Raw genomic sequence first — 26,142 nt, forward strand, 5'->3', positions numbered from 1 at the left:
GACGTGCGAAATCTTGGAAGAGCCGTTCCTTTCAGTGTCGGACAACGCACAGATCGTCGTCGTCTACCCCTTGCCGCCGGTGGTGCGGCCGGTGGACAAGGCCTCGGGGTTCCAGTGGCTGCCCGTACTGTCGACTGCGAGCGGCGCGGTGCCCGGCCGGCCACACCCGAGGAGCGGACGCGTGCGGGGAGGGTGCCGGCGGACGTGCCACCCACCGAACTTCGCGTGTGGGACCGGGTTCTCACGGGTGGCCGTCTGGCCCGCGATTACCGATCTGCGTTACCGCTACGGCGCCACCCGCACGATGATCCTCGACAATCGCCACGTGGCCGTCGCGGAACGTGCGGTGCGTGTCTACCGCCCCCGTCATCGACTGACACGGGGCCTACCGGTCTTCGCCTGCCTGATCACGTCCACTGGGCGGCCGACGGCGCGACGGCCGTCACCGTCGATGGCGGCGTTTCCCGCCTTCGGACGAGGCGCCAGACCCTGCCCGGGCGTGCGTCGCGGGAGGTGGTCCGGTCTTGGAGGGTGCGCAGCAGGTCGAAGGCTGGGGCGTCGACGGGGCGCTGGGTGTTGCTCAGGACGATCGCGGCCGTGCCGGTCTCGGGATCGAAGCCGACGAAGGACGCGAAGCCTCCGGTTCCTCCGTTGTGCCAGATCTGCATGTGGGCGCCCTGGCGGGGGTGCAGGCGGTGGGCCCGCCAGCCGAGGTGCATCCAGGAGAAGCGGTTGACGCGGTGCTCGACCTGTCGGGTGAGGCGGACCGCTTCCGCTAGCTCGGCGGGGCTGCCGCGGTCCAACTGGGCCCGTACGTAGGACACGAGGTCGCTCGCGGACGAGCGCAGGCCTCCCGCCCCGGCCAGATCGGCCAGGCTCCACGGCGGGGTGGGGCGGCGCCTGCTGTCGTGGCCCTGGGCGAGTCGGCCGGGCCGGGTGGCATCAGCCGCCACCCCGGTCGCGGACATGCCGAGTGGGGCGCACACCTGGGTGGTGATCAGTTGCTCGTAGGTGGTGCCCGCGCGGCGGGCCAGGGCCAGTCGGAGGAGGCCGGTACCGAGGTTGGAGTAGCGCACCCGCCGGCCCGGGGTGTAGCCGAGGCGGGTGCGGGCCAGTCCGGACAGCAGCACGTCCGCGGTGCAACCTGCGTACGGATCGGGGGTGCGGGGGCGCAGCAGGGCCCGCAGCATCATGCCCTTGGGCAGCCGGGGCAGACCGGAGGTGTGGGTGGCCAGGTGCCGCAGGGTGATCTCCTGTCCGCCCCCCGAGGGTACGGCCGTGCCCTCGGGCAGGAGCCGGGCCAGCGGCTCGTCGAGTTCCACTGTGCCGGCGACCGCCATCCGTGCCAGGGCCAGCGCGGTGAAGGTCTTCGTCACCGAGCCGATCTCGAAGAGCGTGTCGGCGCTCGGTGTCCCGGCATCGGCCCTTCCGGCGGTTCCCGCCGCCGCGTATGCGGCCTGTCCGTCGGCTACGACGGCGACGGCAACGCCGACGTGCCGTCGGGCGAGCCGCTCCGCGGTCGCCAGGGCGAGCGTGTCGAGGTCTTGAGCTTTGTCCATGTCCGGATCATGCGGGCGTGAGTACACCCGCCGACAGCACCCGGAGACTGATTCCCGAACCGTGGCGATGGGCCCTGAGGAGGAGGACGACCGAGACGAAAGAGACTCGGTATGGCGGGCCGCGGATGTGGTGCCTGGGTCGGTGTTGTGACCTGGGTGCATGCAGGTTGGTTGGCTGGTGTGCGGGCTGCCGGGTGTCTGTTGTGGTGGTCGGGACTGCCTGATGGGTGGTGTGGGTGGCTGCCGGGCGGTGGTGGTGACCTGCGCGCGGTCAGGTCGATCCGGGCGGATTCCGTACCTTCGACGACGTCCCCAACCAGCAGTTCGCCGGGGTCAGCCGGCTTTCCGCACCGACTGGAAGGACGACGTCTCGCTCTTGCAGGGCCACCGTATCTCGGGTGGTGATCCCATCCTCCAGGAGAGCATCGTCGGACCCCAGATGGACCCGAAGCTGGGGCGCCTGCCCGGTGGTGCGACCCAAATCGAAATCATGGAGCGAACGGACCGAGCCCGACTGATAACAGTCGGCCCACCCACGGAGATTCCCAGGTGACAAAAAAGACTCCGACGTCGTAATCGCCTGGACCCGGGGTGATACCACCGTCCGGTGGAGCGGCCCCGCCGGAAACGTCGAGAAGCAATACGAGCTCAACCGCTTGCCAATCCGGCGTAGAACCACGATGAGGCGCCCGACAAGCTTCCGGACGGCCTGATGTCGGGCCTTCCGGGCTCAGCGCAGGACGAGGTCGACACCCAGGCCGGCGCTGACCGAAGAGACCGGAGTCATGCCTCGCGGCGGGGTGGGCCGGGGGCGGCGGATTGCGCGCCGGACCCGTGTGACACCCGCCTGACCGTCCACCAACCGGTTGTGAAAGGCTGACCGGCCGGCCATCGAAGCAAGCGGACATGGCCCTCACCCAACGGGAGTAGGGAAGTTCCTGGCCGCCCGCAAACGATCAGTTGCAGGTCGAGGACGCCAGCACGGACTTCAACCTGTCCTTCCAGCGCACCGCCGAACGAAGTCGGCCGACCGGTGATCGCGGGGTTGTCGACCTGACACCTCGTGAACCCGCCCCGGCAGAATCGCAGTTCGTCCTCAAGGCCAGCTCGGAGGAGGGGGTGTCGGACCGACATCAGGCTGAACGGCAGGTTCTGGTCGGCGGCCATGCCGCGCTTGACGACCTCCGCGGGCGTGATCTGCCAGGTGCGGTGACGTACGTCGAGCGTCGCGGTGAGGTCGGCCTGCCGCGGGAACGAGACGTCCAGCCGCCACGGGTTCGGCAGGGCAGCCAGTTTGATGTCGACCTGATCCTCGGTGACGTTGCCCAAGGCTCCGATCCAGTGAGGTGCGGCGGCGATCAGCTGCTCAGGTAGCCAGGGCCCGGGCTCGGGAACGTGTGAGGAAGTCTCCGCGGGGTCGGCGAGGGCGGAGCCGGCCAGCAGGGCCAGCAGCCGCGCCAGGACCGCGGCCGGCAGGGTCGGGTCGCGCGTCTCCAGCGACACGTAGCAGTCATCGTGGCCGGAGAACCAGAGCCGGGAGTCTCCCAGGCCGCTCAAGAGCGGCTCCTCAATGCCGATCGTGCCGGGAACGAGGGCGAGCTCGTCGAGCTGCTCCGCGGTCACGTCGGCGGGTACGTCGATCAGAGCCGGCATGTAGGGCGACCAGGTGCCGTCGAGGAGACGGGGCAGGAGGTGGCGGTCGAACACCAGGAATTCTTCCGCGAGTCCGTTTGTACCGGACGCCCAGGAGCCTAGGGAGTGGACCGTGCACGGCACGCCGAGCTCGGCCGCGATCTGCGAGGGCCGCAGAGGACGCCAGACCTCATCCAGACAGGAGTTGGTCTCCAGCGACACCACCTCCACCGCGTCATTGGCCACGGCCACGAGCAGGTCGACCAGCTCGCCCGCTTGCGCGGCGTCAGCGCGCACCTTCCACAGCCCCGCGGCCTCGCGGACGCTGAAGCTCAACGGGAATGGCCGGCACTCCATACCAATACCGTTCACGCCGAACGCGCCGTGCTGCCCGACCTCGATCACTGCCCTACCCCGAGAACCCGCCGGCCGCCGTGCCCAGCCCCCACACATCCATCATCGCCGGTCAGCAGGGCGGCCCTGCCACGGCCGACCATCCCTCGACGTGGGCGCGGTCCAGGCCCCACGGCCGCCGGGATCTGAGCGCTGTAGATGGCCCTCCAGCGTTTACGTCCTGGCCGGCCGTCGGCGTGGGTGGGCCGGCATGCCCCATGGCTCACGTATACCGCCCTCGCAACTTGTTCCAGGCCGCCCTCGCATCCCCGGTGCGGGGGAGTGTTTCGGGCGGCACTCGCTGGTGTGAACGTGCGGCGTGAGTGGACGCCGCCCCGCTGTGGAGACCATCGCCCGCCAAGGCCGCGTCGATCTTTTGTGCATCGACGAGCTCGGCTACATGCAATTCGATTGCCGCGGCGTCGAACGTGGCCTGACGTCCCCGTGGACGCTGTGTCCGATGACGACGGATGTGGCCGAGGCCCAGGAGTGGCTTCAGTTGTGGATGGGCGTGTTCGAGGGTCCGGCACACGTGCTATTTTTGTGAGCGATCGTTCAACTAAGGGGGTTCCGGTGGGACGCAAGCAGCTTTGGGACAGGGCGGAAGTACTGGCCTCTGCCATGCGACTGTTCCGCCGCCGCGGCTACTTCGGGGCCTCGGTGCGGGACATCGAGGAGGCGACCGGGCTGCACCCCGGCAGCCTGTATCGGGTCTTCGAAAGCAAGGACGGCCTGTTCCGCGCCGCCCTGGACGCCTACAACGACCAGGTCGTCCAGGGCCGGGTCCGGGTCCATCTCCTGGAGTCGACCGACCCCGTGGCGGGTATCCGGTCGTTCTTCACCTCGGCGTTCGAGACCGGCCCCGGTCCAGATCCGGGCTGTCTGCTCACCAACACCGCCGTGGAGTCCTTCACCGTTCCGCAGGCTGCCGACGCGGTTTGCCGAGGGCTGGAGACGATCGAGTCGGGCTTCGCCCAAGCCCTGACGCGGGCCCGTGCCTTGGGCCTGCTGTCCCCGGATCTGGACGTGGCGATGTCGGCAGCCCACCTGCTGGCGCTCTACCAGGGCCTGCTGGTGCTCGTCCGGGCCGGCAGCCCCCTCACCAAACTGCACACGATCACCGACGGCGCGATGGCGTCGATCGGCCCCGAGAAAGAGGGACAACGATGAGTGACTCACAGCAGCTCTGGGAGAACTACGCGGCGTGCTGGTCTGCCGAACCCGGCGAGCGCCTCGCCGCACTCGGCGCGGTCGCGGTCGATGACGTCGCCTACCGGGACCCGGGCACGGAGGTCGGTGGACTGACCGAGCTGGCCGCGTACATGACCGGATTCGCCGGAGCCTTCCCAGGCCACCGGTTCCGTATCGATGAGGTAGTCGGCCACCACGACCGGTCGCTTGCACGGTGGACCCAGCTCGGAGAGCAGGACGAACCCGCCATGCAGGGAGTGAGCACCGCGCTCCACCGCGAAGGCCGCCTCGCCGACATCACCGGGTTCTTCCTGCCCGCGTAAACGGATTCCAGCCTCGCCGAGCACGTCGCCGATCAGTCGACGCCGCTCGGCGAGGTCACCGACCATGGCCACTGCGGCGACCGGGCGCTGCGCGGCCACGTCAATCCCGCAATGGTGATGGACACCCGCCACCTTCGCGTCGACGGCGCCGCTCGCCCCTCATCAGCCGCGGAACCCATCTCGACACCCGACCCACCGCTAGTGGCCGAGGCCGCCGCGCAGATGGTGCACACCCTGGCGAAGGGGGTGATGGGCCGCCCGGACATCGATGTCCCGCTCGATGGCCTTGAGCCAGGCCGGACCGTGGCACCGTTCGGGTGCTGGGCCGTGCCTGGTCCTGAGGGGGCGGGTGCGGCTCCGTAGGAGGAGACCGCGCGTCGAGATCGCCTCGGGACCCGTGATCGTTTGCCATCGAAGGCTGGTGATCAGTAGGTTCGTGCCATTGGAGCGGCACGATGGCGGCGTGCGGCATGAGCCGTCAGGCGCGGAGCCGTCTGCGGTGCCGGCGGTGCGGCGCCAAGGAACGTAAAGGGCCCGTAGAAGGGGGCAGGGCATGACAGACACGGATGGCGAAATACAGCCTCTGGAGCCGCGTAGCGGCACAGAGCGGCTGGTAGTCGCCGTGGGCCTGCTCGCGCTGGCCGGATGGGTCTGGGCGTTCTGGCTCGCCATTTTCCCGATGCAGCTTGGTGGCGACGGAGGACAGGAGTCGCAGAAACTGTCCTGCGGACCGCCGGTACTCTTCCGGGAATCCTCTTTCGCCCATTCCATCAGCGACACGTGGAACGACGAGACTGCGCGCAACATCGCTGCCGAGTGCGCGGACAAGAATGATGCCCACCTGCGCCATGCCCTCGGCGTGATCATGCTGGCGGCCCCTGTGTCCCTGCTGTGGGTGTGGGGCGATTTGGTGCTGCGCGGCAGGGCGAAAGAGCAACAGTCAGTCGCAGCAGCCGAGTAACGAGCGCACCTTCATCACAGGTGATCCCGCTGCCCCGTTGTCCGCGTTGACACCAAGTGCGCCGCCGCCTCTATGCGCGGGGCCGGTCTCCAGCCCCCTGGAGCACCACTACACCACGGCCATGACGCCCTGGCGGTGCCGCTGCTGTCCCGTGACGCGCCCTCCGCTCGAAGCGGCGCGGCCCGGCGACCTCAGGGGCGTGCCGGGCCGGCGGTGTGGCTCAACCGCGGAGGGCCTGCGCCGCCAGGTTCGGTGTCCCTCGGCCGCGCCCGCGCGTTTCGCCCACCGACTCGGCTTCGCCCGGAGTGGGTCCCGGGCCCGCGCGCCCGGCGATACCGCGGCCAGACACGTCCGTTCGGCCCATGGAGTCCTCGATGAGCGAACAGCCGACACCCGCCGACACCACCGCCCGGCACCTGCTGGATCCCTCGGCCGCCGACGCGGTGCGCGCGTACGCGGCCAAGACCCGCGGCCAGGCGGACCAGTTCGCCGCCGTCCTCGAGGACATCGCCTCCCACGGCCTGCCCAACCCGGAGCAGTGCACGCCCTGGGAGGACCTGCGGAAGGCCCACCTCGCCCGCCTCGCCGCTCAGCGCCCGGCCCTCGCTGATGTCCGCACAGCTCGGCCGCCGCCGCGCCCGGATCGCCTTCTCCGACTCCGCCGCCAAGCAGCTGGAGAACATCACCACCGAGGCCGAGCTCCACGCGCTGGACCGCGCCCTGGTGGTCATCTCCGTCGATCCCGACGTCGGTGAGCCGATCCCCCGTGACACCACCGGCCCCCAGCTGCGCCAGTACACCGACGAAGTAGAAACCGTCCGCGTTCTGTACTTCGTCACCGCCCTGCGCGCCGTCGTGGTCGTGGCGTACATCGAGGTCTGACCGCGACGGAGCTCCCGGGTGCCATCTCTCCACCACCTCGTCGCCAACCGCCCCCTCACCGCGCTCCGCACCGTGGTGCGTTGCCCTGTCCAGGCGACCGCGCTCCGGCAGGGACGTCTGGAGCCCGGGATGCGGCCGATCCCTACACGCGAGTGGTTCCGTCGAGCAGGGACGTCAGCCGGAGGGCGAGGACCTCGGGGTCGGCCGCGCCCGCCTCCTGCCGTTAACCATTCCGCGGACCCGACCCACGCCCTAGACTGCGAGCGCTCCAGGACCTGGCGATCAGCGGGAGGACGTGCGAGATGAAACGAGCATTGACCAGCGCATTCGCGGCCGTGGCGTTAGTCGTGTCCGGGGGGAGTGTCGCCGCTGCTTCCGACGACGCTCCGCCGCGCACCACGCACGGCCCTTGCCAGTACACACAGACCCCGGACGAGCCGCCGGCGCGCTCTGTTCCGCTGCCGCCGGACCCGCGGCGTACCCCCAGTCGTGGCACGGTTGATATGGCTGTTCCGACCAGCCAGGGCCCGCTCCCGCTGCACTTGGACCGGGCCAAGGCGCCGTGCACGGTCCAGAGTTTCCTGCACCTGGCACGGCATGGGTTCTACGACCGTACGGTGTGCCACCGTCTGACGGCGTATCCGACGCTGAAGGTCCTGCAGTGTGGGGACCCGACCGGCACCGGTGAGGGCGGCCCCGGGTACAAGTACAAGGACGAGCTGCCGGTGGACCTGCCGCCGGCACCGACCGATCCGACCGGCGCGCGCCGTCTCTATGGGCGCGGCCTGTTGGCGATGGCCAACGCCGGCCCGGACACGAATGGTTCACAGTTCTTCGTCGTCTACGGCGACTCCGCGCTGCGACCGAACTACACGGTGTTCGGCACGGTCGGCCCCGACGGCCTGACAACACTCGACAAGGTCGCCGCCGGAGGTATCGAGCCGACCGGGGAGGATCCGGCGCCGGTCGACGGCACACCCGTACTGCGGACCGAGCTGCTCCGCGTCCGGCCGTCCTGACGGCATCGACGGCGGCGTGGCCGAGTCCTCGATGAGCGTGCCTTCCGCCTGTGGCCGCCCCAGGCGAGACTACGCCGGCCGGGTGAAGCGTCTGGGTGCGGAAACGGAGGGATCCGGACATGGTGAGCTACGAGCACATGCAGCACGTCACTACGCCATCAGTTCTCCCTGGCCCGCCCCGAGCTGGCGGTCGAGATCAGCGCCGACCGCGCCGTCGTCGACCGGGGTGGCGTATGGCGCCATCCACCGAGGTTCCGGCGGCTGCGCCGGGATGTGGCTGTGGGTGGGGGGGGGACTCACTGTGGCCGGGGGGTGGCCGCGGCGGCCGGGTGATGGCACCTGCGGTGAGACAGACGGTCTCTATCGTCATCGGGTTGGTCGGGGGACGGAACCCGGATGACTCGGGAGCCCGCGCGGAGGCTGGGTACACAGCTCACTTAGATTTCACTTGCTGAGGTGGTGGTGGCAAATGAGGGCTACGGCTTTGCCGAAAAAGGCGAGGCAGGCGAGGAAATGTTCTGCCGTGCGTTCGTAGCGGCGGTGCAACCCGTGGCAGCCGCCGAGCCAGGACACGGTCCTTTGGACAACCCCCGGTGGCGTCCCAACCGTTGTGTGGGCTCGATGGCACGGCGGGCGATGTGGTGCCGGGTGCGGCGCGTGCGGAGCCAGCAGCGCAGGTGGTCGTAGTCGTAGGCCTTGTCGGCGTGAAGCTTGCCGGTCCGCCGTCGACGAAGTCCTCGCCTCGATTCCTGTCAAAGTCACCCTTTGCGACCCAGAGGCTGACGGAGTCGATCGTGCACCGCGACCAGTCAAGCTCACCCCGAGCACCGAGTTCATCGAGGATCACACAGTGGAGCCGGGCCCAGACCCGGGCCCGGCTCCACTGGGCGAAGCGGCGGTAGACCGTCTGCCAGCTCGGCCCGAACACTGCGGAAGCTGCCGCCACGTGCAGCCGGAGGTCGCCACGAAGACAATCGCAGCCAAGGCCTCGCGGTCACCCGCCCGACGCCGGCCTCCACCTTGCGGACCCCCGTAGTGGCGCTCCCGCCACGCCCCTACGCCCGGGGCATCCGGCCTTTATGCTGCTCGGCCCGACGCTGGTCCCGGGACCGGTGAACGTGGGTCGTCGATGTGGACCGACATCTCGAGCCCCGAGGTCGATGTGAAGGTGGCGACGGTTCGCGACAGCCGGATCCGGTCGAACGGATTGGATTCCGCGAAGAACATCGCCCACATCAGGACCCGGTCCGCAGTCAGACGTGCGATGAACCCCTCCGATCCGTACGAGCCCTTGCCGCCCCAGAGCAGCCCTTTCTCTCCTAGGTCCACAGCGGCGAGTCCATCGACGGAAGGACTCTGCCAGAGCCGATGGGGGACGGCCCGATGCCTGAGCGCGCTTAGCCCGATCGGCCGGACGTCTGAGCATCGTCGCCGCCCCGGCGCGTACCCCGGGATGGCCTGCCTCCACATGCCGACCCTCCGGTCGTGCCCGTAATGTCCGACTCGGACCAGTGGGCCGACACGATGAGGTGCCGCAGCGGCCTGAAGTTGCTGAAGGAGCGACTGGACGCCGACCGGCCGCCGAACGTCCGGCACAGGACCAGGGTCCTTTTGAGCGAGTCCAGCACCGCCGACGCCTCCGCAACGGCGTAGCCGGACAGAGCTATCGCGTTGAACGGGTGAGGTCGCGGTGCCCGGAGACACCGCGGCTCGGCGCGATGTCGGCCCAGCCCCTCCCGGTCGGTCGGTGCACGATCCGGTCCATCTCGAAATCGACCGACGACCGGCACGCCGGGGACCGCCCGGGGCGAGCTCCGTGCCTGACGGGGGCACGGGCGTGAGGGAATCCGGCGGGGGGGCTTGACGACGTAGCCGGGGAAGGCGCCCCCGGACGACAGTGCGGACCGCAACTCCGCTTGGCTCGGACCTGGAAGTTGGTTCCGGACGTCGCGGTCCGGAACGTGTATCCATATCAATGATCTTGGAGCGGTGGTCTTGACGGATCGGGCGCAGGTCGCGGTCGTGGCCGGCAGGCTGATGCCTACGGTCGATCCGGGAGCAGGGCGCGGAAGTGGGCCGCCGCCCGCTCGGCCACGGCTTCGACGTAGGGCACGTACACGTCCGGGTCCGCGTGGTCGGTCATGGAATAGGCCTGGTGACCGTCGTGACCGGGGGACCGGAAGGCGATGATCTCATTGCGGATCAGCTCCTCCGCGAACTGTTCGATGGTCCGTTGGAACCATGAATACGTAGTGCCGTAGCCCCCCGAGGGGATCTTCGACCCGTATTCCCTGGCGAAACCGAACCCGCCGGACCGGTCCACGGTGAAGACCTGGTCGGAGGGCAGGTACAGCTGGTAGTGCCAGTGCTTGTCCTCCACGCGCCCGGCGGGCACGTTCGGAGGTGTCCGGAGCCGGGTGGTGTCGGGCAGGCCCGACCAGTCGAAGTGGATCCACCACCCGCGCAGCACCTCCGGAGGGCGGCCCCTGATGGCGCTGATTCCCGGCCGGCCGACCTCCTCCAGTGCTGTCGCCGTTCCGGTGATCGCCTCGACGACTCTCCGGACGGCTCGTGCGCTCGCCCACCTGTTGCGTTGCGACGCGCACACACCCGCCCACCACACGGACGTGTCACCCACCGCCGACCGCACCTCCGGCGGCCAGTCGACGGGATCTTCTCCGTTCGCCGCCATCTGGCGGGGGCTGAGACCGCCGGACAGCGGCTGGTCGGCCACCTCCTGCCGGCGCTCCCACTCCCTGAACCGGGCTGCCTCCTCCCGCCACTGACGCTCCCTCTGCTGGTACGCACGCCTCCGCACTTCGCGCGCATGTGCCTCTCGCTCCGCCAGGCGCGCTTCGATGATGTCCCGGACCGGCTGGTAGACGGCCGCCGCCGACCGCACGGCCTCCAGGAACGCTGCCCGGAGGCCGTCGTATCGCAGCCGTGTCCGTCGACGCGTCGTCAAGACGTCCCAACGCCCGATGTGGCGCTCCGCTTTGCCGAGTTTCCGATCCTCCGCGGCGATCCGCTGCACGAACGAGGCCGCGGCGTCGTTCCAGGAGGCGACCTCCTCCGGCGTACCGCTCACGTCCACCTCCCTGGGCATCGACGCCCGCCACGCGCCCAGGGTGTCCGAGATGTGGTTCGCGGGCCGGTCGGGTTCCCGGGGGAACCAGTAGACGGTGATGTCGAGGTCCTCACCGAGCCGACCGCCCTGTACGAGATCTGTAAGGCCATGCGCCAACATTGGCAGTCCGCAGAGCCCCGGAACACGGGGAACGAACAGATCCACACATCCCGCACGACCTGGGTGTGCTCGCCCGTCAAGGTGCGTTCCCTGATCTCGTCGCGGCCGCCGAGCAGCTGTCGGCTATTTTCTGGCGTTCGACGCGTTGCAGATCGACGGCCGGGAGCTGCTCGACCTGCCCTGCGTCGAGCGCCGCGCCCGCTTGGAGAGCCCTTGTTCGCCGACCACGCCATGACGGCCGCCGGACCTTGTGCCCGGTGATCACGTACCCGGCCAACGCCCGGGAGGGATTGGAGTCGTGGACGGACGTGTCCTGCGTCGAGGGATCGAGTCAAGCCCCTGAACAGCCGCTACATGCCGGGTCACAGGGGCGTGGATCTCGAACGCCGGGACACCGCGGAGGCGGTCATCGGCGCTGTCACCGGCGCGCCGACCCGCCCGCAGATCTTCGTCCTGGCCGTTACGACCACGCAGGCCGGCTGCGCGCGGTCGGCCCGCGGTGCCGCTGCGCCCGGAGGTGTCCCGCCTGGTCGGCGAGTACCTGACGGCCGCCGGCCCCGGCCATCCCTGGGAGGGCGTCACGTTCACCGCGACGTGGGGAGCCTTGACGTCCCGGACGTGTGCCTGGTCCGCCCCGATCCGGTGGCCGAGATCAGCGTCGACCGCGTCGTCGACCGATGGGGCAGGACCAGGCTCGCCGACGTCCCGTGGCCGCCGGACACCAATGGCCGGGGGCGCGACCTGTACAGCCGCCCTGGCCGAGACCATCCTCGTGGTCGGCACCCCACACCTACGGAAAGGGGAGCCTGTGTGGCAGGTCGCCACTGGTGTGGGGAGTGCGGATTCAAGACGCCGTGGCTCGAACGGCCCCAAGGGCTCAGCCGCCATATCGAGCACCACACCCGCAAGCACCCCGGCACTCCGCCAGGGCCCCGGTCGAGACCCGACGGCGGCTCGACGCCATTGCAGGCCTGCGGGCCCTGGCGAGGAACCTCCGGGCGAATCCGCGCCCCCCACACAGACCACAACCCAACTGCATGAAAAGGAGTGCGGCCCATGAGTGACTTCTCCACGCAACGGAGGCGGCCGGGATCGGCCACCGCCGCGGGTGCCCTGGGCATCACCTTCGGCGTCGTCGCCGCCGGCAGCGCGGTGTTCCTGCTGTTGCTCATCACGGACGGGAACGGCTTCGGACTGTTCGGGCTGCCCGTTCTCGCCTTCGGCGTGGGTCTCCTGCGCAACGGATACAAGGTCCTTTCCGGGGTGGCCTACTCAGGCGACCGCCTGGGCCGGTTGGCAGGGATACCCGCCGTGCTCGCCTTCCTCGGCATCGGCGGCATGGTGGCGGGGGCCGACTGGAGCCGCGACGAGTCCGTCCCCTCACTGGCCGGATTCGTCATCGCGCTCCTCCTGGCCGTACTCCTCATCGTCCTGTGTGACCGCCCGGCGACCAAGACGTACCTCCAGGAGGACTGACCCCCTCCGCAACGCCGCGCGACCGCTGGCGGAGGGGGGCAGTCCCCGGTTCACGCTCGGACATAGGGTGTGCGACCGCGACCGGCAGGCGCACGGCCAGATCGTCGGCGTCTACCCCTCCCCGGTCTACGCCTCCCCGCTGGTGGTGCGCCTGGTGGACAAGGCCTCCGGGTTCCAGTGGGTCGCCCGCACCGTCGACTGCGAGCAGCTCGACGTCCGGCCGGCCCCGAGGTGCGGACGCGTGCGGGTCGGGCGCCGGTGGACGTGCCACCCACCGAACTACGCGTGGGGGACCGGCCTCACGGGTGGCCCGCTGGTCGCGATCACCGAACCGCGTTACCGCTACGGCGCCACTCGCACGATGCTCTTGGACAACGGCCGTGTCGCCGTCGCGCAGATCGCGGTGCGTGTCTGTCGTCCCCGCACCTGATCCGGGCCGGACTCGCGTACGGGCCGGCCGACCGCGCCCGGGCGTCATCTGTCCCGGTCGGTTCGTGTGGCGCGGCAATGTTCCATAGACGCAGCACCGGGTTCGGGATCAGCGTTCCCGGGCAGGTCTTGCGGATGTCCCGCAAGAGCGGCTGGGCCGGGTCGGTGAACACCAGATGCAGGTCAGCCGGGCCGATGTCGGTCAGGGCGGCGACGAGGGCCGGGTAGATGTCCGCGGTGCCGCTGCCGCTGCCACTGCCGAATGACATCGGCATGGGTCGAGGTCGTCTTCCGCTGGCGTCTGCCGCCGCCCGGCGGTCGCTCGCCCGAGGGGCGTAGCCCGATTGCATGGCGTAGTCGGTCGCCGTCATGTCATCTTGAATGCCTGATCTGGGCGAGCAGTCACGGGGGTTTGGATGGACTTAACAGGGGTGCCGGTGAGCGGACGCCGCGTGCGGGACATCGTCTGCGACGTGGTGGCGCAGGTGGCGCCGAACGAGATCGTGCTGGTGGACGGGCTGTTGGCGCTCGATGACGCCTCGGTGGTCCGGCGTCTGTCGGGCAGGGGCCGGCGGGATCCGCTGGGGTTCGGCGTGACCGAGGTGGCCGCGTTGGTCACACCGGTGGTGTGGCTGGTGCTCGACCAAGTGGCCGCGAGCATCGTCGGCGCGGTCGTCGAGCGGGCCGGCCGACGCTCGGACGGTTGGTTGCGGCGGCTCTTTCGCCGGCCCCTGCCGCCGGTCGTTCTGCCGCCGTTGGACCGGGCCCAATTGGCGGAGGTCCACAAGCGTGTTGTCGAGGCAGCCACCCGGCGGGGGTTGACCGCCGAGCGCGCAGCAGAGCTCGCCGATGCCGTGGTCGCGGCGTCGGTACTGGCGGAACCGGCCTCCGGACCTCCGGAAGGCCAGGAGGAGGCGGGCGAACCGGCCGGTGGCGACCCGCGGTGAACGCCGCTTCCACCCGGCCGTGCATCGACGAGCGGGCCTTGGGTGCGGGTACGACCATACGCTTCATCATGCTGGTCGTTGTGATGTTGGCTGCCAGCGGTGCGATGATCCTGCCGGTCGTGCGCACCCTGCACGCCGCCGACGGCGCCGACTGCCTGCTCGCCGCCGGGCTCGATCCGAACCGGGCCGGAGACGCATCCGCAATGACCCGCGTGGCTGCCCAGTGGATTCCGTTCTGGGCCTGTATGGACCTGTCCGCGCCCGTGCCGCCCTGGTGGCAGATCGCCGTCCTGCCGGTGTTGCTCATGGTCGCGGCCGCGCTGCTCTTCCTCCTGCTGCCCGCCTGGAAGATCCCTCGAAGGCGCCTCGTTGCCCTGCGCACCCTCGACACAGACGGTGCCGTCCTGCGACTGGTCGAGGAGGCGGCCGAGGCCGCAGGGCTGGCCAGGGTCCCCCGGGTAGTCATCGACCGGGCCGCTCCCACGGCGGGCGCGGTGGTCTTCGGCCGCAACCGCCGGCCGATCATCAGCCTGCACGGCGGCCTGCTCGCCTGCCGCGGCACCGACCCCGGGCATGTGCGGACCGTCCTGCTGCACGAACTCGCCCACATCGCCAACCGGGACGTCACCGTCACCTACGGCACGGTCGCACTGTGGCGGACCTTTTGCACGCTGGTCCTGCTGCCCTACCTGCTCTGGTCGGCCTTTCAGTTCAGCACCTTCAACCCTCATACCTGGGTGGCCACTGCTCCGTACCAGATCCGGACGCTCCTGCTTCCCCTCCTCTTGGTCGCCCTCGTCCACCTTGCACGGGCCGACGTGCTGCGCGCACGGGAGATCCACGCGGACCTCGCGGCGTCCCGCTGGGGCGCGGACCTGCACCGCTCAATGACCGCGGCGCCCTCCCCTCTGGGACTGCGCTCCGTCGCCGACTCACTGAGGGAGCTGTGGAGCACGCACCCGCAGGCACAGTTGCGCCGAGACGCGCTGGCCGACCCCTCCCCGCTCTTCGGGCTCCGGCCGCTGCCCATCCTTCTGACCGGTATGAGCGCGGTGCTGATCCACAGCCACCTCTTGACCTACCTCGGCACGTACCGGCGGTTGAGCGCCTGGATATCCCAGGGGGCGGCGTTCGTTCCCGCCCTCCTCGTGTGCGGCGTGATCGGAACTGCACTCTGGCGGTCGGTGGCCTACGCGGTGGTGACGGGCCGCGCGGCGCCCACCGGGGTGCGCACCGGTCTGTGGCTGGGTGCCGGCCTCGGTTCGGGCACGCTGTTCATCGGGCTCGGCGCCGGTGTGTCGCAGTGGTGGATCGGTGGCCTGACGGGGCTGCTGTTGATCGTGGCCGCCTCCACCGCCTTCACCGTCTGGGTCACCCGGTGCGCCCGCCTGTGGGCTGGTATCTGGCGCGGCAGGTCCCTACGCCCGGCCCTTGTGCTGTGCCTGGCCGCCGGCTTCATCGTCGCATCGGTCTGGTTCACCTGGCAGACGACCCAGGGAATCTACGGGTTGTTCTGGCAAACGGCAGGCACTTCCGGCTCGCGCCAGGCGGTCCTGCGGATGTTTCCCGGCGCCACGGACACCGGGCACCCCGCCGTCGCGGCCACCGCCGTGGTCGTTCCCCTGCTCCTGACCTCGGTGAACTCACCTCTGTTCACCGCCGCCGCCGCGGCAACTTGGCTCCTTCCGGCTCTGGCCCTGGCCTTGGGGCCGACCGTCGACCGCCCTCGCTGGTTGGCCCGCGCCCGGCCCGACGGAGAACCCCCCACCGCCGGGTGGGAGACGCCGCCACCGCTACGCCGGGCACTGGGGCCGGGGCTGATCGGTGGAACGGCATGCTGGCTCGTGGTCGCAGGGGTCCTGGCGTACCTGCACATCGGACAGGCCGGGCCGGCACCGGGCAACGGGATCGAGGGGCTTCGATACCTGGCCTTCACCTTCCTGGCTCTCGCCGGAACACTGACCGTCACCGCTGTGTGGGCCAGCCGCAGCCGACACCTACTCGTCACATTGATCGCAACCCAAACGGCAGCGACGCTCGGCCTCGTGGGCACGGTGGTGCTGATGTCCATCGACGGGTGCGCGGCACCACTGAGCGTATGGAACACCGACTGCGGCTGGCGCCCGGCATGGCAGGCGCTTCCGGATGGAAACCTGGTCGCCTTCGTCAACATCACCCTCCTGCTCGCCGCCCTGGTCACAGTCCTGGCAACCCCCCTGCCGGCCGTGGTGTCGGCCGTCCTGCGGCGGCGGGGGCAGCCCAAACCAGCAGAACACCGACGCCCGTCCGAGAAGCCGCCCATTGCCCGGTGGTCCGCAGTGGGCCTGCCGACAGCGCTGATGCTCACGCTCGCCGTCGCGGAGCCGCTCTCCATGGCGAAATACCAGACCTCCCTTCCGAACTACGCCGCAGGGCAACGGAACTTCCAGCAGCTGCTCGGCGAGGCACCGCCCCCCACGTCACCGCAGACGCGGGCCCGGCAGGTCCGCGCCTGGTACGGACATGGCGGGCAATACCTGCTGGGCAACGCCATCGCGGCCGGCAACCAGCTGAGAACTGTCGAGGTCGAATTCGACGCGGAGCAGGCGGCGTCTGCCCCGGCGCTCACCCGGATCCGCTCGCTGTGCGTACAACTCGGGGCGCTCGCCGCGTGGGAAGACGGGTACTACTTCCGCGTCCCGGACGCCGGGGCCCAGGCCGACTGGCACGAGTTCGGCCGATTCGCCCGCGACGGCAGTCGCAAGTGCCTGTCAGCCGTAGACCGGCAACCCTTTGACGCCAACGCCTTCATCGGCCTCGCGTCCGCCAGGTTCGACCTGGATGTGGCCGGTTCCCACGCCACCAGCGTGACCAACCGCATCACCGACATCCTGACGAAGGCGGGTTACCAGGCCTCCTGATTCAGTCGCCCTAGTGGCGGCGACCAGCCGCGGGCCTCGGCGATTCTGGGGCCTGCCCGGCGTACGGCGAGGTGTGGGCGCAGTGGGCATGCCACGCCACCATCCGCGCCTGAGCGGCACTTCGCGGTCCGGCGCGGCGCCCCCGTACGGGAGTTCGGCTGCATCCCGGGCGCACGTCCACGTACGTCCGACAGGGTCGGGGCCGACGCCGCGCCACTCGATCAGACGCGCGTCGTCCAGGCGGATCTCGTCGGGGTCCAAGCCGGCCCGCCGCAGGAGCTCCGGAAGATCAGCCGGCCGAGGGCGCGGCCGAGGCGGCGCCTCCACAGCGGACCCGGCGGCCGCCCTGTGCATCGGGCGGCGCCCCCCGACCGTCGTGCGCATCCGCTTTACGGCAAGCCCGGTGTGTTGCGCGGCTGGATCTGTGACCCGATCGCCCGGGGCAGGACCGGGTGTTCCCGGCGGAGTGGCGTGCTGACGTCGTCGGCACCCGACTTCCCCGAGCCGATGGCCGGCGCGGACGTGCACCTGCGGTTCGACCGCCGCCACGTGGTGGCCTGGCTCCTCGCCTACGACAAGATCGAGACTCCGACGGGGTCGACGATCGCCTCACTGATGTCCCCCTCGTGGGGGCTTCAGCGGCACGCTTTGCTTGGGGCGGCAGCCCGGCCCGTGGGCTGTCATGGTCCGGGCCAGGTAGTGGGCCGCCCGCGCCGGTATGGGTGCGTGGGCGGGGCCGGTGCCTGAGGCTGAGGCGTGTCGGCGCATGCGGGATCGGTCGCGGTCTGGGCGAGGTTGTGTTCCAGGCGTTCCAGGGTGTGCAGGGCTTCGGTGCGCTGGTCGGTGCTCAGGCCCGCGGCCACGAGGTCTTCGAGTTGACTCCAGGCGTCCTCGACCTTGCGGCGCAGGGCGTGGCTGGCGGCGGTGGGCTCGATGAGGGAGGCGCGCTTGTCGGTGGGTGAGGGGCGGCGGCGGACGAAGCCGGCTTGTTCCAGGCGTCGGACGGTGCGGGTCATGGTGGCGGCGTCGGAGTCCAGCAGTCGTACCAGGTCGGTCTGTCGCTGCGCGCCGAGTTCCCAGAGGTGCATCATGACCAGCTCCTGACCGGGGTGCAGGCCGATGCGGCGCAGGAGCTGTCCGGCGTACATGCGGTGAAGGCGAGCGAGGCGGAAGATCGCGTGACTGATGGGTCCGCCGCCGGCCGCGGCGGGCACGGGAACGCTGGCCTCCTGCCCGGCTGCGACGGCACCGTTGCCGGGTGTCCGCGTGGACTGTTTCATCTCTCCCTCGCTTCCCTGATCGATCAGTTAACGCTACCGCGCCGACGGATTCCCAAGAGCCTCATTTGCGTCCCATGCGCAATCCCCTGGCCGGATGGCGTGATGTGCGTCACCTGGCGCCCGTGGAATGCTTCGCCCCCATTTACCTGTTCGGACAGGCAATGTGTACGTTGGATGCGTCGGGGCCTCCGGCACTCCTCACGAGGGAAGAGATCATGACCACTGCTTTCGATCCGATCGTCCTGGGCGGCAAGCCCCTGGCCAGCCGCATCGCGATGGCACCGATGACCCGCAGTCGCGCGTACGGCCCCGGCGCCGCGCCGACCGCGCTGACGGCCACCTACTACGCGCAGCGCGCCGGCGCGGGGCTGATCGTCACCGAGGGCATCCAGCCCTCGCCGGTCGGCCAGGGCTACCCCGACACCCCAGGCCTGCACACGGCAGGGCAGGTGACGGCGTGGCGGGCGGTGACCGACGCGGTGCACCACGAGGGCGGGGTGATCTTCGCGCAACTGATGCACACCGGCCGTATCGGCCATCCGAGCCTGCTCCCCGAAAATCTGGTGCCGGTCGCGCCGTCGCCGGTGGCCGCCAAGGGGCAGGTGTTCACCCACGAGGGGCCGAAGAACTTCGTCACACCGGCGGAGCTGAGCGAGGCGGACATCCGGCAGACAGTCACCGACTTCGCCGACGCGGCCCGCAACGCCATCCGGGCCGGCTTCGACGGGGTGGAGATCCACGGCGCCAACGGCTACCTGATCCACCAGTTCCTCGCACCCAACACCAACCTGCGCACCGACCGCTGGGGCGGCGATACCGAGGGTCGGATCCGCTTCGCCGTCGAGGTCACCAAGGCCGTGGCCGAGGCGATCGGCAGCGACCGGGTCGGCCTGCGGCTCTCGCCCGGTAACCCGTACAACGACATCGTCGAGGACCAGCCGACCGAGGTGTACGAGGCGCTGCTGGAGCGGCTCGCCGAGCTGGACCTGGCCTACCTGCACCTCACGGAAGGCCCGGACCGCGACCTGACCACGCGACTGCGCACGGCCTGGCCGGGGACGTTCGTCCTCAACCCGTTCACCCACCCGGAGGTCACCGGCACCGATGCGCTGGCTCTGGTCGAGGACGGAACGGCGGACATGATCGCCTACGGGGCGCTGTTCCTGGCCAACCCCGACCTGCCGGCCCGCCTGGCCGCCGGCGGCCCGTTCAACACACCGGATGTGACCACCTTCTACGGCGGCGACCACCGCGGCTACACCGATTACCCCGCCCTGGGCGCCTGAGCGGCGAGCCCGCCGGCGTGGCCGCACAGTGAGCCAGAGGACCTACTTCCCGCGCCCACCCCCACCTGGGAGTCTTTGATGTCCACTGCGATCACTTTCTCCGAGTACGGGCCGCCCCAAGTGCTGCGGCCGACCGAGGTCGCCCGTCCTGAGCCTGGCCCGGGGCAGGTCCGGATCAAGGTCAAGGCCACCTCCGTGAACCCGCTCGACATGAAGATCCGCTTGGGCCTGATGGCCGAGATCCCCCCGCCCGCTTTCCCGTGACCCCGGGCCTGGACGCGGCCGGTGTCATCGACGCCATCGGCCAGGGAGCCGAGGCGGCGGTGGGGGAGGAGGTCCTCGGCGCCACCATCGGCGGCAGCTATGCCGAGTACGCCCTGATGGAACGGCCGGTGGCCAAGCCCGAGGGGTTGTCATGGGAGACAGCCGCGTCACTGTCACGGTCGGCCGGACCGCGCACAGGGTCCTTGGCCAGCTGGGTGTGCGGACGGGCCGGACGTTGCTCGTCCACGGCGCCACCGGCAGTGTCGGCTTCATCGCCATGCAGCCGGCGGTCGCCGGCGGCATCACCGTCATCGGCACAGTCGGCAAGAAGGACATCGAGCGTGTCACCGCGCTCGACGCCACCGCTGTCCGCTACGGACGGCGGAGCGCGCGGCGCCCGGCGAGTGCCGGCGTAGCGTGACCGCAGCCGCGCGCTTCATCCGGGTCGGTTCGTAACCCCAGGAATTTGCTCACTCCTGGGTCGTGAGGTCCTCCAAACCGGCCGCGACCAGCAGCGGGGTGAACTCCACAACGCTGTGCGTGGCGATGCCGTTGAGGACGTACGGATCGGTGGTGAGGAGGCGGTCAAGTTCTTCGGCGGGCATCCGAGGGGCGAGGTAGACACCACCGACCAGAGGCGCCTGGCGCCCGGCAACCAGAAGCAATCTTTGGGATATGAGCTGGTTCAGCCAGTCGCCGTGGGCCGGCCTCCATGGGTCCTCTTCTTCCGGCGGTGCCGTGTAGGTCACTGTGACAACGAACATGCCCGGACAGCACCGTAGCCGGTGTCCGCGACCAGACAGCGGGCCGCCTCGGCCGTGACGTCCAGGGCCGGCGCACCTTCGACACGGCGGGGTCGAATGAGCAGTCCAGTCGCCGCAGGTCGGTCTCGTCGGCGCGGATGCCGGGTAGCAGGCCCCGTTCCTCCAGAGCACGCCGGAAGGCGGCGTTACCTTGCGGTCCACGCGGCCGGCGCGATCGTCCTCCGGAACGAGGAAGCGGCCGGAACCGTCCTCGACCGCTGGGCCGTCGACGCGGGACTTCTGGCTCCGCCGTTCCGCTCTCCTCACCCTTGGTGACGCCTTCAGGCCCGACGGGTCCCGTCACGCGTGTCGTTCCTCCTGGGCGAAGCGCAGCAGGAGCAGGGCGATGTCATCGGTGCGGGCAGCTCCGCCGGAGGCTAGGCCGATGAGGTCGTCCGCCAGCATGTGCGCCGGGTGGCGTTCGTGGGTCGCGGTGATGCGGGCGGCGACGGCCGCGATGCCGTTCTCCAGATCCTCGCCGGGAACCTCGACCAGCCCGTCGGTGTACAGCGTGAGCAGGGTTCCCGGCTCGAACGGGATCTCGACGGCCGTGTACGAGGCGTCCGGGTCGATGCCGAGGAGCAGCCCGGGCGGCAGGTTCAGCATCTTCGCCGGGCCGCCGGCGTGGCGCAGCAGCGGGGGCGGATGGCCGGCGGAGGCCAGGCGGACGGTGTGGCCGGCGAGGTCGATGTGGGCGTACACGCAGCTGGTGAACAGCCCGGGTTCGAGGTCGGTCAGGAGGCGGTTGGTACGGGCGAGGACCTCTTCCGGGGGTGCGCCGGCGCCCGCGTGGACGGCTGTGCGGACCTGGCCCATGAGGGCGGCGGCAGTTACGTTGTGGCCCTGGACGTCGCCGATGGCGGCGGCGACGGTGGTGTCGTCGATCCGGATGAGGTCGTAGAAGTCGCCACCGATGTCGAGCCCGTGCGCCGCCGGCAGGTAGCGGGCGGCCACTTCGAGGTGCGGGATGACGGGCAGGGCGCGCGGCAGCAGGCCGGTCTGCAGGCTGTGGGCGAGTTGCTGCGTGGAGTCGTAGAGGCGGGCGCGGTCCAGAGCCTGCGCGATGAGTCCGGCGAGGGAGGTCAGGATCGCCCGTTCACCGGGGACGAACGTATGGGGACGCGCGTAGGCCAGGATGAGGGTGCCGATGGGCCGGCCGGACGCGATCAGGGGCAGGAAGGTCCACGCCGCCATGCCGTCCCCGATCACGACGGCCGGGAAGGCGGCCGCGAGCTCCTCGGTGTTCGCGAAGAACAGCGGCCGGCCCGTGCGCAGGCCATGGGTGCTGGCCGTGTGGACGCCGAGCGGGATGCCGTCGTAGCGGGCCATGAGCTCGGCTGTGTAGCCACGGAAGCCGACGATGCGCAGACGTTGCTCCTCGGCCACCAAAAGGGCCAGGGCCTGTGCGCCGAGCGCGGGGACGAGCATGTCCGCGGCCTGGTCGACGACGTCGCGGGCGTGGACGGCCTCCGTGAGTGCGGCCGCCAGGTGCATGAGTTGGTAGAGGGCGGTGGCCCGGCTGGGCGAGGGCTCCGCCGGAAGGGCCGTCGGCTCGACCGTCGGGACGGACTCGTCGGCGGTGACCGGGGTGATGCGGACGCTGATCCCGGTGTCGTCCGGGTAGAGGTCGAAGCGCAGGGAGCGGCCGGTCGGGGGAGCGGCGGTGAAGCCGCGCGGCGTCCGGCTGATCACTGCGGCCCGGTAGTGGTCCTCGATGGCCGGGGTGTCCATCCAGGGCAGTGCTTCCCAGGGCAGGGCTCCGCGGAGCCGGGAGACAGGTTCGCCCAGCATCTGCGCCGCCTCGGCGGTGATGAAGGTGATCGTGCCGTTCAGGTCGAGTGCGCAGTTGCCTCCGGGCAGCCGCTGGATGAAGGCCATGGCGGCGGCCGCCTCGGCCGGTCCGGGCGTGGGAGGGGGCAGAGGTCGCAGCATGACCGGGTGCGCCGGCGCTCGGACGGGGTTTCCGGCGTCGGCGGCCCGGCGCAGGTGGTTCGCGAGACGGCCGCAGGCCGAGTCCACGGCTTCGCGTTCGGGGTCGGTCAGATAGGTGGCGTGGGAGCCGGGCCACAGGAGTACGAGACCGGCTCCGGTGGGCTCCGCCGCGGACAGCGGTTCGGGGACGAGCGGGGCGGCGGCGAGGGCGAAGTCGTACGGCAGGACGAGGCCGAGGCGCGGGTAGCGCCGGGCCGTCTCCTCCTGGCCGCCCAGCCAGACGAACCGCCCGTCGCGAACGGCGTCGGCCACCGGGATGGAATCGTCCACGACGACCCGGGACCAGGGCAGTGCCAGCTCACGGGCCAGGCCGAGGGTCATCGCCAGATGCAGGACGCGCCCGGTGGGGTCGGGCAGGTAGAGCATGGCGATGGACGCCCCCGCGGCCGCACAGACCCCGATCAGGGTCTCGCCGAGGGCCCGCTGAGCGGGTCCCTCGACGCCCTCGGCGGGCTCGGGCGGCTCGGCCCCCTGGTCACGCCCTGGAACGTTTCGCACCAGTCCATGGTCGCCCCAAACCCCGCCCGTACTTCGGCACCGGCCCACTCCGGCGAGCCCCCGCGTGGGGGCCGAGCGGGATTCGGGAGCCAGGTCGTCAACCGAACGGAGGCGTGAGGCGTCTGTGACGGAGTCGCCCGACTCCCTGAACCCCTGACGAAGCTGCTGACCGTACCCGTCGGCCGGCTGACCGGCCTGTCCGGACAGGAGCCGCTGGTTGTCCTGAAGGCCTTGGCCGGCCTGCGGCACATCACCGGCGAAGCCGGCCAGGTCGCGGCCGCTGCCTCCTCGCCGAACGGGTATCTGTCTGCGACGGAGTCCGGTGGCTCCACCGGAACGGTGAGAAGCGACTCCGCCAAGCGTTCGACTGGCGGGTCGGCGGGTGGCCCGCGCTCAAGCTCAACCTGTGGGAAGGGACCGTCCACGGCTCAGGCGAGCCTTCGACGGCCCGTTCGATGGGTAGGGCCACAACCCGCCGTTCCCAAAGGCGAGCCCCGTCCAAGACAGGTGCCCATGGAAACGGTCGCGGCTGCGCTCGGTGCGAGAAGGCGGCAGCCTGCCGATTGTCGTCATCTCCACCCCTCACCCTGCCCGGTTCCCCGAGCGGAAGAACGGCTGGACGCTCGCCGAGGAAGCAGGGCATGCGGCTCCCGACCGGATGCACCGGCTGCTGAACCGGTGCGACCGGGACACTGGTGAAGTCCTCGACGACGTCCGCGACTACGTCATGGAGCATCTCGGTGACCCCTCGGTGACCCCTCGGTGACCAGGAGGCGGTGCTGATCGTGGACGACACCGCATTCCTGAAGAAGGGCATCCGATCGGCCGGGGTCCAGCGCCGATCTTCGGGATCGGCAAGCCGCACGGAGAATTGCCAGGCCGGTGTCTTCCTCGTCTATGCCGGTGGCCGCGGCCGCACGTTTATCGACCCCGCCTCTACCTGCCCGCCGCATGGACGGACGCCCGGCGTGCATCGCTCCGCAGTTGTTCGATCAAGCAGCCGTCGGCGCCGTCGTTGAGCAGCGAGGTGCCCTGGCGGTGGGCCTCGTAGTCGAGGGTCCGCGGACCATGGCGAGCGTGAGTCTGCCCGCGTCGGGGCGGAACCAGTCCACCGGCACGCTCGTCACCCGGCACTGCATGTCTTTGAAGTCGGTGTCGGCGCAGACGTTCCAGGCGATGCCGCTTGTGGAGGGCCGGTCGGTGCCCTCTTGTGGCTGGGCGAATGCCGTGGTGGCGGCGGTGGCCAACAAGGCGGTGCCGGCCTCGACAGCCCTCCTCGCTCTTCTCCTCACGCGCCGCACCGGCACACGGACCACCATCGAGGCGTCCCGGCCCACCATCCCAGGCACCGCCCTTCAACGATGTCCAGCCCCGGCGTTGAACGACCACCCAACCACCGAGCACCCTCCCCAACGGAACAGCGGCATGACAAGAACGCGCGTCGGCTCGGGTGATGAACCACCGGTGGACCAGGTTTCGTTTGCGGGAGTCTCGCGCAGGCGCGCAGTCGATCATGATCAAGGTGGGGCGTGTCGAACCAAGCCGGACATTCACTCGAACGTGCTACGAAGTTGTGAAGCCGCGAAATTCAGCGGAACTGCGCTGAAGCTTCGCCAGGCGAGCCGCCCGCATCTGGCCTGGATCTGAGGAACCGGCCTAGTTCAGAGAAGGCCACTTCTCATCGGCTCGGCGGTTGCGGATCCGGTCGGCGGTGCCGCGCTGGAGCTGGTGGGAAGCGGATCGTGTGGCTGTCGGTCGCGGGTGTGCGATCGGTCTGCTCATCCAGATCTCGGCGGATACGACCAGGTCAGACGGACGCGGCTGACTGAGGGACATGTGAGGAACGCCGCGTGCGAGGTGCCGGCCGCAGCAGCGGCCGCACGCCGGTCCGCGTCCGTCGCCGCCTGGTCGTCGTCGGTGACGGCCGTGGGGCTACCGCCCCGGCCGTCGCGCCGCACGCACGCAACAACCACCCTGACATCCGGTCAGGACACCGGCCCACCTTTGACGCTCGATGAACCGGCAATCGCGAACGGTGTCCGCCGATAGCCGGACCTGGCCACAACGGCCGACCGAAAGCGTTCCGGAGCGTCCCGGCGTGCCTCAGCCGGTGCCGTCCTGCATCGGATGGTTGATGATGGCCGCACCGTCGGTGGCGTAGTTGGCGACATGGGCGCCCACCCGCCGGCCTTGCGGCGACGCCCGCGTCGCGGCCATGGCGGCGGCGTCAGCGAAGTCGGCTTCGAAGACCGCGCAATACGGGGCTTCTCCCTTGGTCGCCGCCAGGGCGAAGCCGTAGCGCCACGCAAGCAGGCCGGGCAGATTCATGACCAGGGGAAGATGGTTGGTCGCGTAGTAGTCGCGGCAGTGGTCAGGGTCGGCGGGCTTGGAGTACAGGACCACCAACTTATGCATGGCGACCTCCGTCCAGAGACGAGACCATAAGGGTCCCCGGGGCCGGGAAGCGGGCGCCCCAGGGTTCCTCGTCCAGCTGGAGCCCGTTGGCCAGGTAGCTGATGGTGCGGTACCAGCCGGCCAGAACGAGGAGTTCGAGCAGCTGGCCGTCTTCGTAATGCACGCGCAGGGCGTCCCAGGCACCCTGAGAGAGCTGCGCTGTGTCGTGCAGTTCGTCGACCGCGCCGAGCAGTGCCGCGTGGTGGGGCGGCCATGAGACGTTCGCCGCGGGATCGGCGTCGGTCGTCGCCTGAAGCTGTTCGGGCCCGAGCCCGGCCTGCCGGGCGAGGCTTGCGGCGTGTACGCCCCACTCGTAGGCACAGCCGGTGCGCGCGGTGACGCGGGCTATGACGAGCTCTCGGTCGACGGCGGGGAGGCTGCCGTGTCCCAGGAGCCCGGCGCCCAAGGCGAACATGCGCGAGGCCAGTTCCGGGTTGCGGTGCAGGACGCGGAACAGTGCGAGCGGCTCGTGCGGCACGTCGGGGGGCATCCACCGGCGGAGTGCCTGGGCGACAGGGGCCGAGTACGGCGGGGTGAGCGGTTCGATGCGCGGCATGCGATACCCCTTGCTTCGATTTTCGAATCAGTATCATGCTTCGAGAAGCG

At 70.2% G+C, this 26,142-nt stretch carries 21 protein-coding genes and 4 pseudogenes; 16 read left to right on the plus strand and 9 right to left on the minus strand.

What is annotated here, in order from left to right:
• Nucleotides 1-407: 407 nt before the first annotated feature.
• Both ACV7NM_RS31390 and ACV7NM_RS31395 read right to left on the minus strand, forming a co-directional pair.
• Nucleotides 408-1,559, minus strand: a complete 1,152-nt coding sequence (locus ACV7NM_RS31390) for a serine hydrolase domain-containing protein (protein WP_463413482.1) — start codon at nucleotides 1,557-1,559, stop codon at nucleotides 408-410.
• Between the two features lie 783 nt (nucleotides 1,560-2,342).
• A complete protein-coding gene (locus tag ACV7NM_RS31395; RefSeq protein ID WP_463413483.1) occupies nucleotides 2,343-3,596 on the minus strand; it encodes a hypothetical protein in 1,254 nt (417 codons plus the stop codon).
• 331 nt (nucleotides 3,597-3,927) lie between these two features.
• On the opposite strand from ACV7NM_RS31395, the pseudogene ACV7NM_RS31400 reads away from it, so the two are divergent.
• From ACV7NM_RS31400 to ACV7NM_RS31430, 7 genes and pseudogenes are all read left to right on the plus strand, one after another.
• Nucleotides 3,928-4,011 (plus strand): annotated as a pseudogene (locus ACV7NM_RS31400) (IS21-like element helper ATPase IstB); the annotation flags it as partial.
• Between the two features lie 146 nt (nucleotides 4,012-4,157).
• A complete protein-coding gene (locus ACV7NM_RS31405) occupies nucleotides 4,158-4,754 on the plus strand; it encodes a TetR/AcrR family transcriptional regulator (RefSeq protein WP_463413484.1) in 597 nt (198 codons plus the stop codon).
• Nucleotides 4,751-5,098: a nuclear transport factor 2 family protein gene (locus ACV7NM_RS31410; protein ID WP_463413485.1), complete on the plus strand. Its 348-nt coding sequence runs from the start codon at nucleotides 4,751-4,753 to the stop codon at nucleotides 5,096-5,098. Before ACV7NM_RS31405 ends, ACV7NM_RS31410 begins: the two co-directional genes overlap by 4 nt.
• Before the next feature lie 553 nt (nucleotides 5,099-5,651).
• Nucleotides 5,652-6,059, plus strand: coding sequence for a hypothetical protein (locus ACV7NM_RS31415; protein WP_463413486.1), 408 nt, complete (start codon nucleotides 5,652-5,654; stop codon nucleotides 6,057-6,059).
• Between the two features lie 374 nt (nucleotides 6,060-6,433).
• A pseudogene (locus ACV7NM_RS31420) lies at nucleotides 6,434-6,667 on the plus strand (hypothetical protein); the annotation flags it as partial.
• A 1-nt stretch (nucleotide 6,668) separates the two neighbouring features.
• On the plus strand, nucleotides 6,669-6,941 hold the full coding sequence (locus ACV7NM_RS31425; RefSeq protein ID WP_463413487.1) for a hypothetical protein: 273 nt from the start codon (nucleotides 6,669-6,671) through the stop codon (nucleotides 6,939-6,941).
• A 503-nt stretch (nucleotides 6,942-7,444) separates the two neighbouring features.
• Nucleotides 7,445-7,960 carry a peptidylprolyl isomerase gene (locus tag ACV7NM_RS31430; protein ID WP_463413488.1) on the plus strand — a complete coding sequence of 172 codons (516 nt, stop codon included), beginning with the start codon at nucleotides 7,445-7,447 and terminating at the stop codon, nucleotides 7,958-7,960.
• 444 nt (nucleotides 7,961-8,404) lie between these two features.
• On the opposite strand, the pseudogene ACV7NM_RS31435 reads toward ACV7NM_RS31430, so the two are convergent.
• Together ACV7NM_RS31435 and ACV7NM_RS31440 are read right to left on the minus strand one after the other, a co-directional pair.
• A pseudogene (locus ACV7NM_RS31435) lies at nucleotides 8,405-8,986 on the minus strand (transposase); the annotation flags it as partial.
• A gap of 1,015 nt (nucleotides 8,987-10,001) precedes the next feature.
• Entirely contained in the window at nucleotides 10,002-11,207 is a 1,206-nt protein-coding gene (locus tag ACV7NM_RS31440) for a hypothetical protein (protein ID WP_463413489.1), read from the minus strand.
• A 1,056-nt stretch (nucleotides 11,208-12,263) separates the two neighbouring features.
• Here ACV7NM_RS31440 and ACV7NM_RS31445 point away from each other — a divergent pair.
• The 4 genes from ACV7NM_RS31445 (at nucleotide 12,264) to ACV7NM_RS31460 (ending at nucleotide 16,959) form a co-directional block, all read left to right on the plus strand.
• The gene (locus ACV7NM_RS31445) at nucleotides 12,264-12,683 is read left to right on the plus strand and encodes a hypothetical protein (protein WP_463413490.1); all 420 of its coding nucleotides are present in this window, start codon (nucleotides 12,264-12,266) and stop codon (nucleotides 12,681-12,683) included.
• Between the two features lie 67 nt (nucleotides 12,684-12,750).
• Nucleotides 12,751-13,113 (plus strand): hypothetical protein, encoded by a 363-nt coding sequence (locus ACV7NM_RS31450; RefSeq protein ID WP_463413491.1) that lies wholly within the window; start codon nucleotides 12,751-12,753, stop codon nucleotides 13,111-13,113.
• 436 nt (nucleotides 13,114-13,549) lie between these two features.
• Complete coding sequence (locus ACV7NM_RS31455) at nucleotides 13,550-14,059, plus strand: hypothetical protein (RefSeq protein ID WP_463413492.1); 510 nt, start codon at nucleotides 13,550-13,552, stop codon at nucleotides 14,057-14,059.
• 68 nt (nucleotides 14,060-14,127) lie between these two features.
• Nucleotides 14,128-16,959 (plus strand): M48 family metalloprotease, encoded by a 2,832-nt coding sequence (locus ACV7NM_RS31460; protein ID WP_463413493.1) that lies wholly within the window; start codon nucleotides 14,128-14,130, stop codon nucleotides 16,957-16,959.
• 680 nt (nucleotides 16,960-17,639) lie between these two features.
• On the opposite strand, the gene ACV7NM_RS31465 is transcribed toward ACV7NM_RS31460, so the two are convergent.
• Nucleotides 17,640-18,239: a MarR family winged helix-turn-helix transcriptional regulator gene (locus tag ACV7NM_RS31465; protein WP_463413494.1), complete on the minus strand. Its 600-nt coding sequence runs from the start codon at nucleotides 18,237-18,239 to the stop codon at nucleotides 17,640-17,642.
• A gap of 215 nt (nucleotides 18,240-18,454) precedes the next feature.
• On the opposite strand from ACV7NM_RS31465, the gene ACV7NM_RS31470 reads away from it, so the two are divergent.
• From ACV7NM_RS31470 to ACV7NM_RS31480, 3 genes are all read left to right on the plus strand, one after another.
• A complete protein-coding gene (locus ACV7NM_RS31470; protein WP_463413495.1) occupies nucleotides 18,455-19,525 on the plus strand; it encodes an alkene reductase in 1,071 nt (356 codons plus the stop codon).
• A 78-nt stretch (nucleotides 19,526-19,603) separates the two neighbouring features.
• Nucleotides 19,604-19,789, plus strand: coding sequence for a hypothetical protein (locus ACV7NM_RS31475; RefSeq protein WP_463413496.1), 186 nt, complete (start codon nucleotides 19,604-19,606; stop codon nucleotides 19,787-19,789).
• Nucleotides 19,790-19,940: 151 nt separating this feature from the next.
• Complete coding sequence (locus ACV7NM_RS31480; RefSeq protein ID WP_463413497.1) at nucleotides 19,941-20,210, plus strand: hypothetical protein; 270 nt, start codon at nucleotides 19,941-19,943, stop codon at nucleotides 20,208-20,210.
• A 49-nt stretch (nucleotides 20,211-20,259) separates the two neighbouring features.
• Here the strand turns inward: ACV7NM_RS31480 and ACV7NM_RS31485 are convergent, their stop codons facing one another.
• Together ACV7NM_RS31485 and ACV7NM_RS31490 are read right to left on the minus strand one after the other, a co-directional pair.
• Nucleotides 20,260-20,553 (minus strand): YciI family protein, encoded by a 294-nt coding sequence (locus tag ACV7NM_RS31485; RefSeq protein WP_463413498.1) that lies wholly within the window; start codon nucleotides 20,551-20,553, stop codon nucleotides 20,260-20,262.
• A gap of 339 nt (nucleotides 20,554-20,892) precedes the next feature.
• Nucleotides 20,893-23,082 (minus strand): SpoIIE family protein phosphatase, encoded by a 2,190-nt coding sequence (locus ACV7NM_RS31490; RefSeq protein ID WP_463413499.1) that lies wholly within the window; start codon nucleotides 23,080-23,082, stop codon nucleotides 20,893-20,895.
• Between the two features lie 601 nt (nucleotides 23,083-23,683).
• On the opposite strand from ACV7NM_RS31490, the pseudogene ACV7NM_RS31495 reads away from it, so the two are divergent.
• Together ACV7NM_RS31495 and ACV7NM_RS31500 are read left to right on the plus strand one after the other, a co-directional pair.
• A pseudogene (locus ACV7NM_RS31495) lies at nucleotides 23,684-24,067 on the plus strand (transposase); the annotation flags it as partial.
• Nucleotides 24,068-24,159: 92 nt separating this feature from the next.
• Nucleotides 24,160-24,729 (plus strand): hypothetical protein, encoded by a 570-nt coding sequence (locus ACV7NM_RS31500; RefSeq protein ID WP_463413500.1) that lies wholly within the window; start codon nucleotides 24,160-24,162, stop codon nucleotides 24,727-24,729.
• Nucleotides 24,730-25,185: 456 nt separating this feature from the next.
• Here ACV7NM_RS31500 and ACV7NM_RS31505 read toward each other — a convergent pair whose 3' ends face one another.
• Nucleotides 25,186-25,497 (minus strand): EthD family reductase, encoded by a 312-nt coding sequence (locus tag ACV7NM_RS31505; protein ID WP_463413501.1) that lies wholly within the window; start codon nucleotides 25,495-25,497, stop codon nucleotides 25,186-25,188.
• Nucleotides 25,490-26,092 (minus strand): carboxymuconolactone decarboxylase family protein, encoded by a 603-nt coding sequence (locus ACV7NM_RS31510; protein ID WP_463413502.1) that lies wholly within the window; start codon nucleotides 26,090-26,092, stop codon nucleotides 25,490-25,492. Before ACV7NM_RS31510 ends, ACV7NM_RS31505 begins: the two co-directional genes overlap by 8 nt.
• Nucleotides 26,093-26,142: the final 50 nt, after the last annotated feature.

It is taken from the genome of Streptomyces sp. Tek67B01 (genome assembly GCF_055231995.1).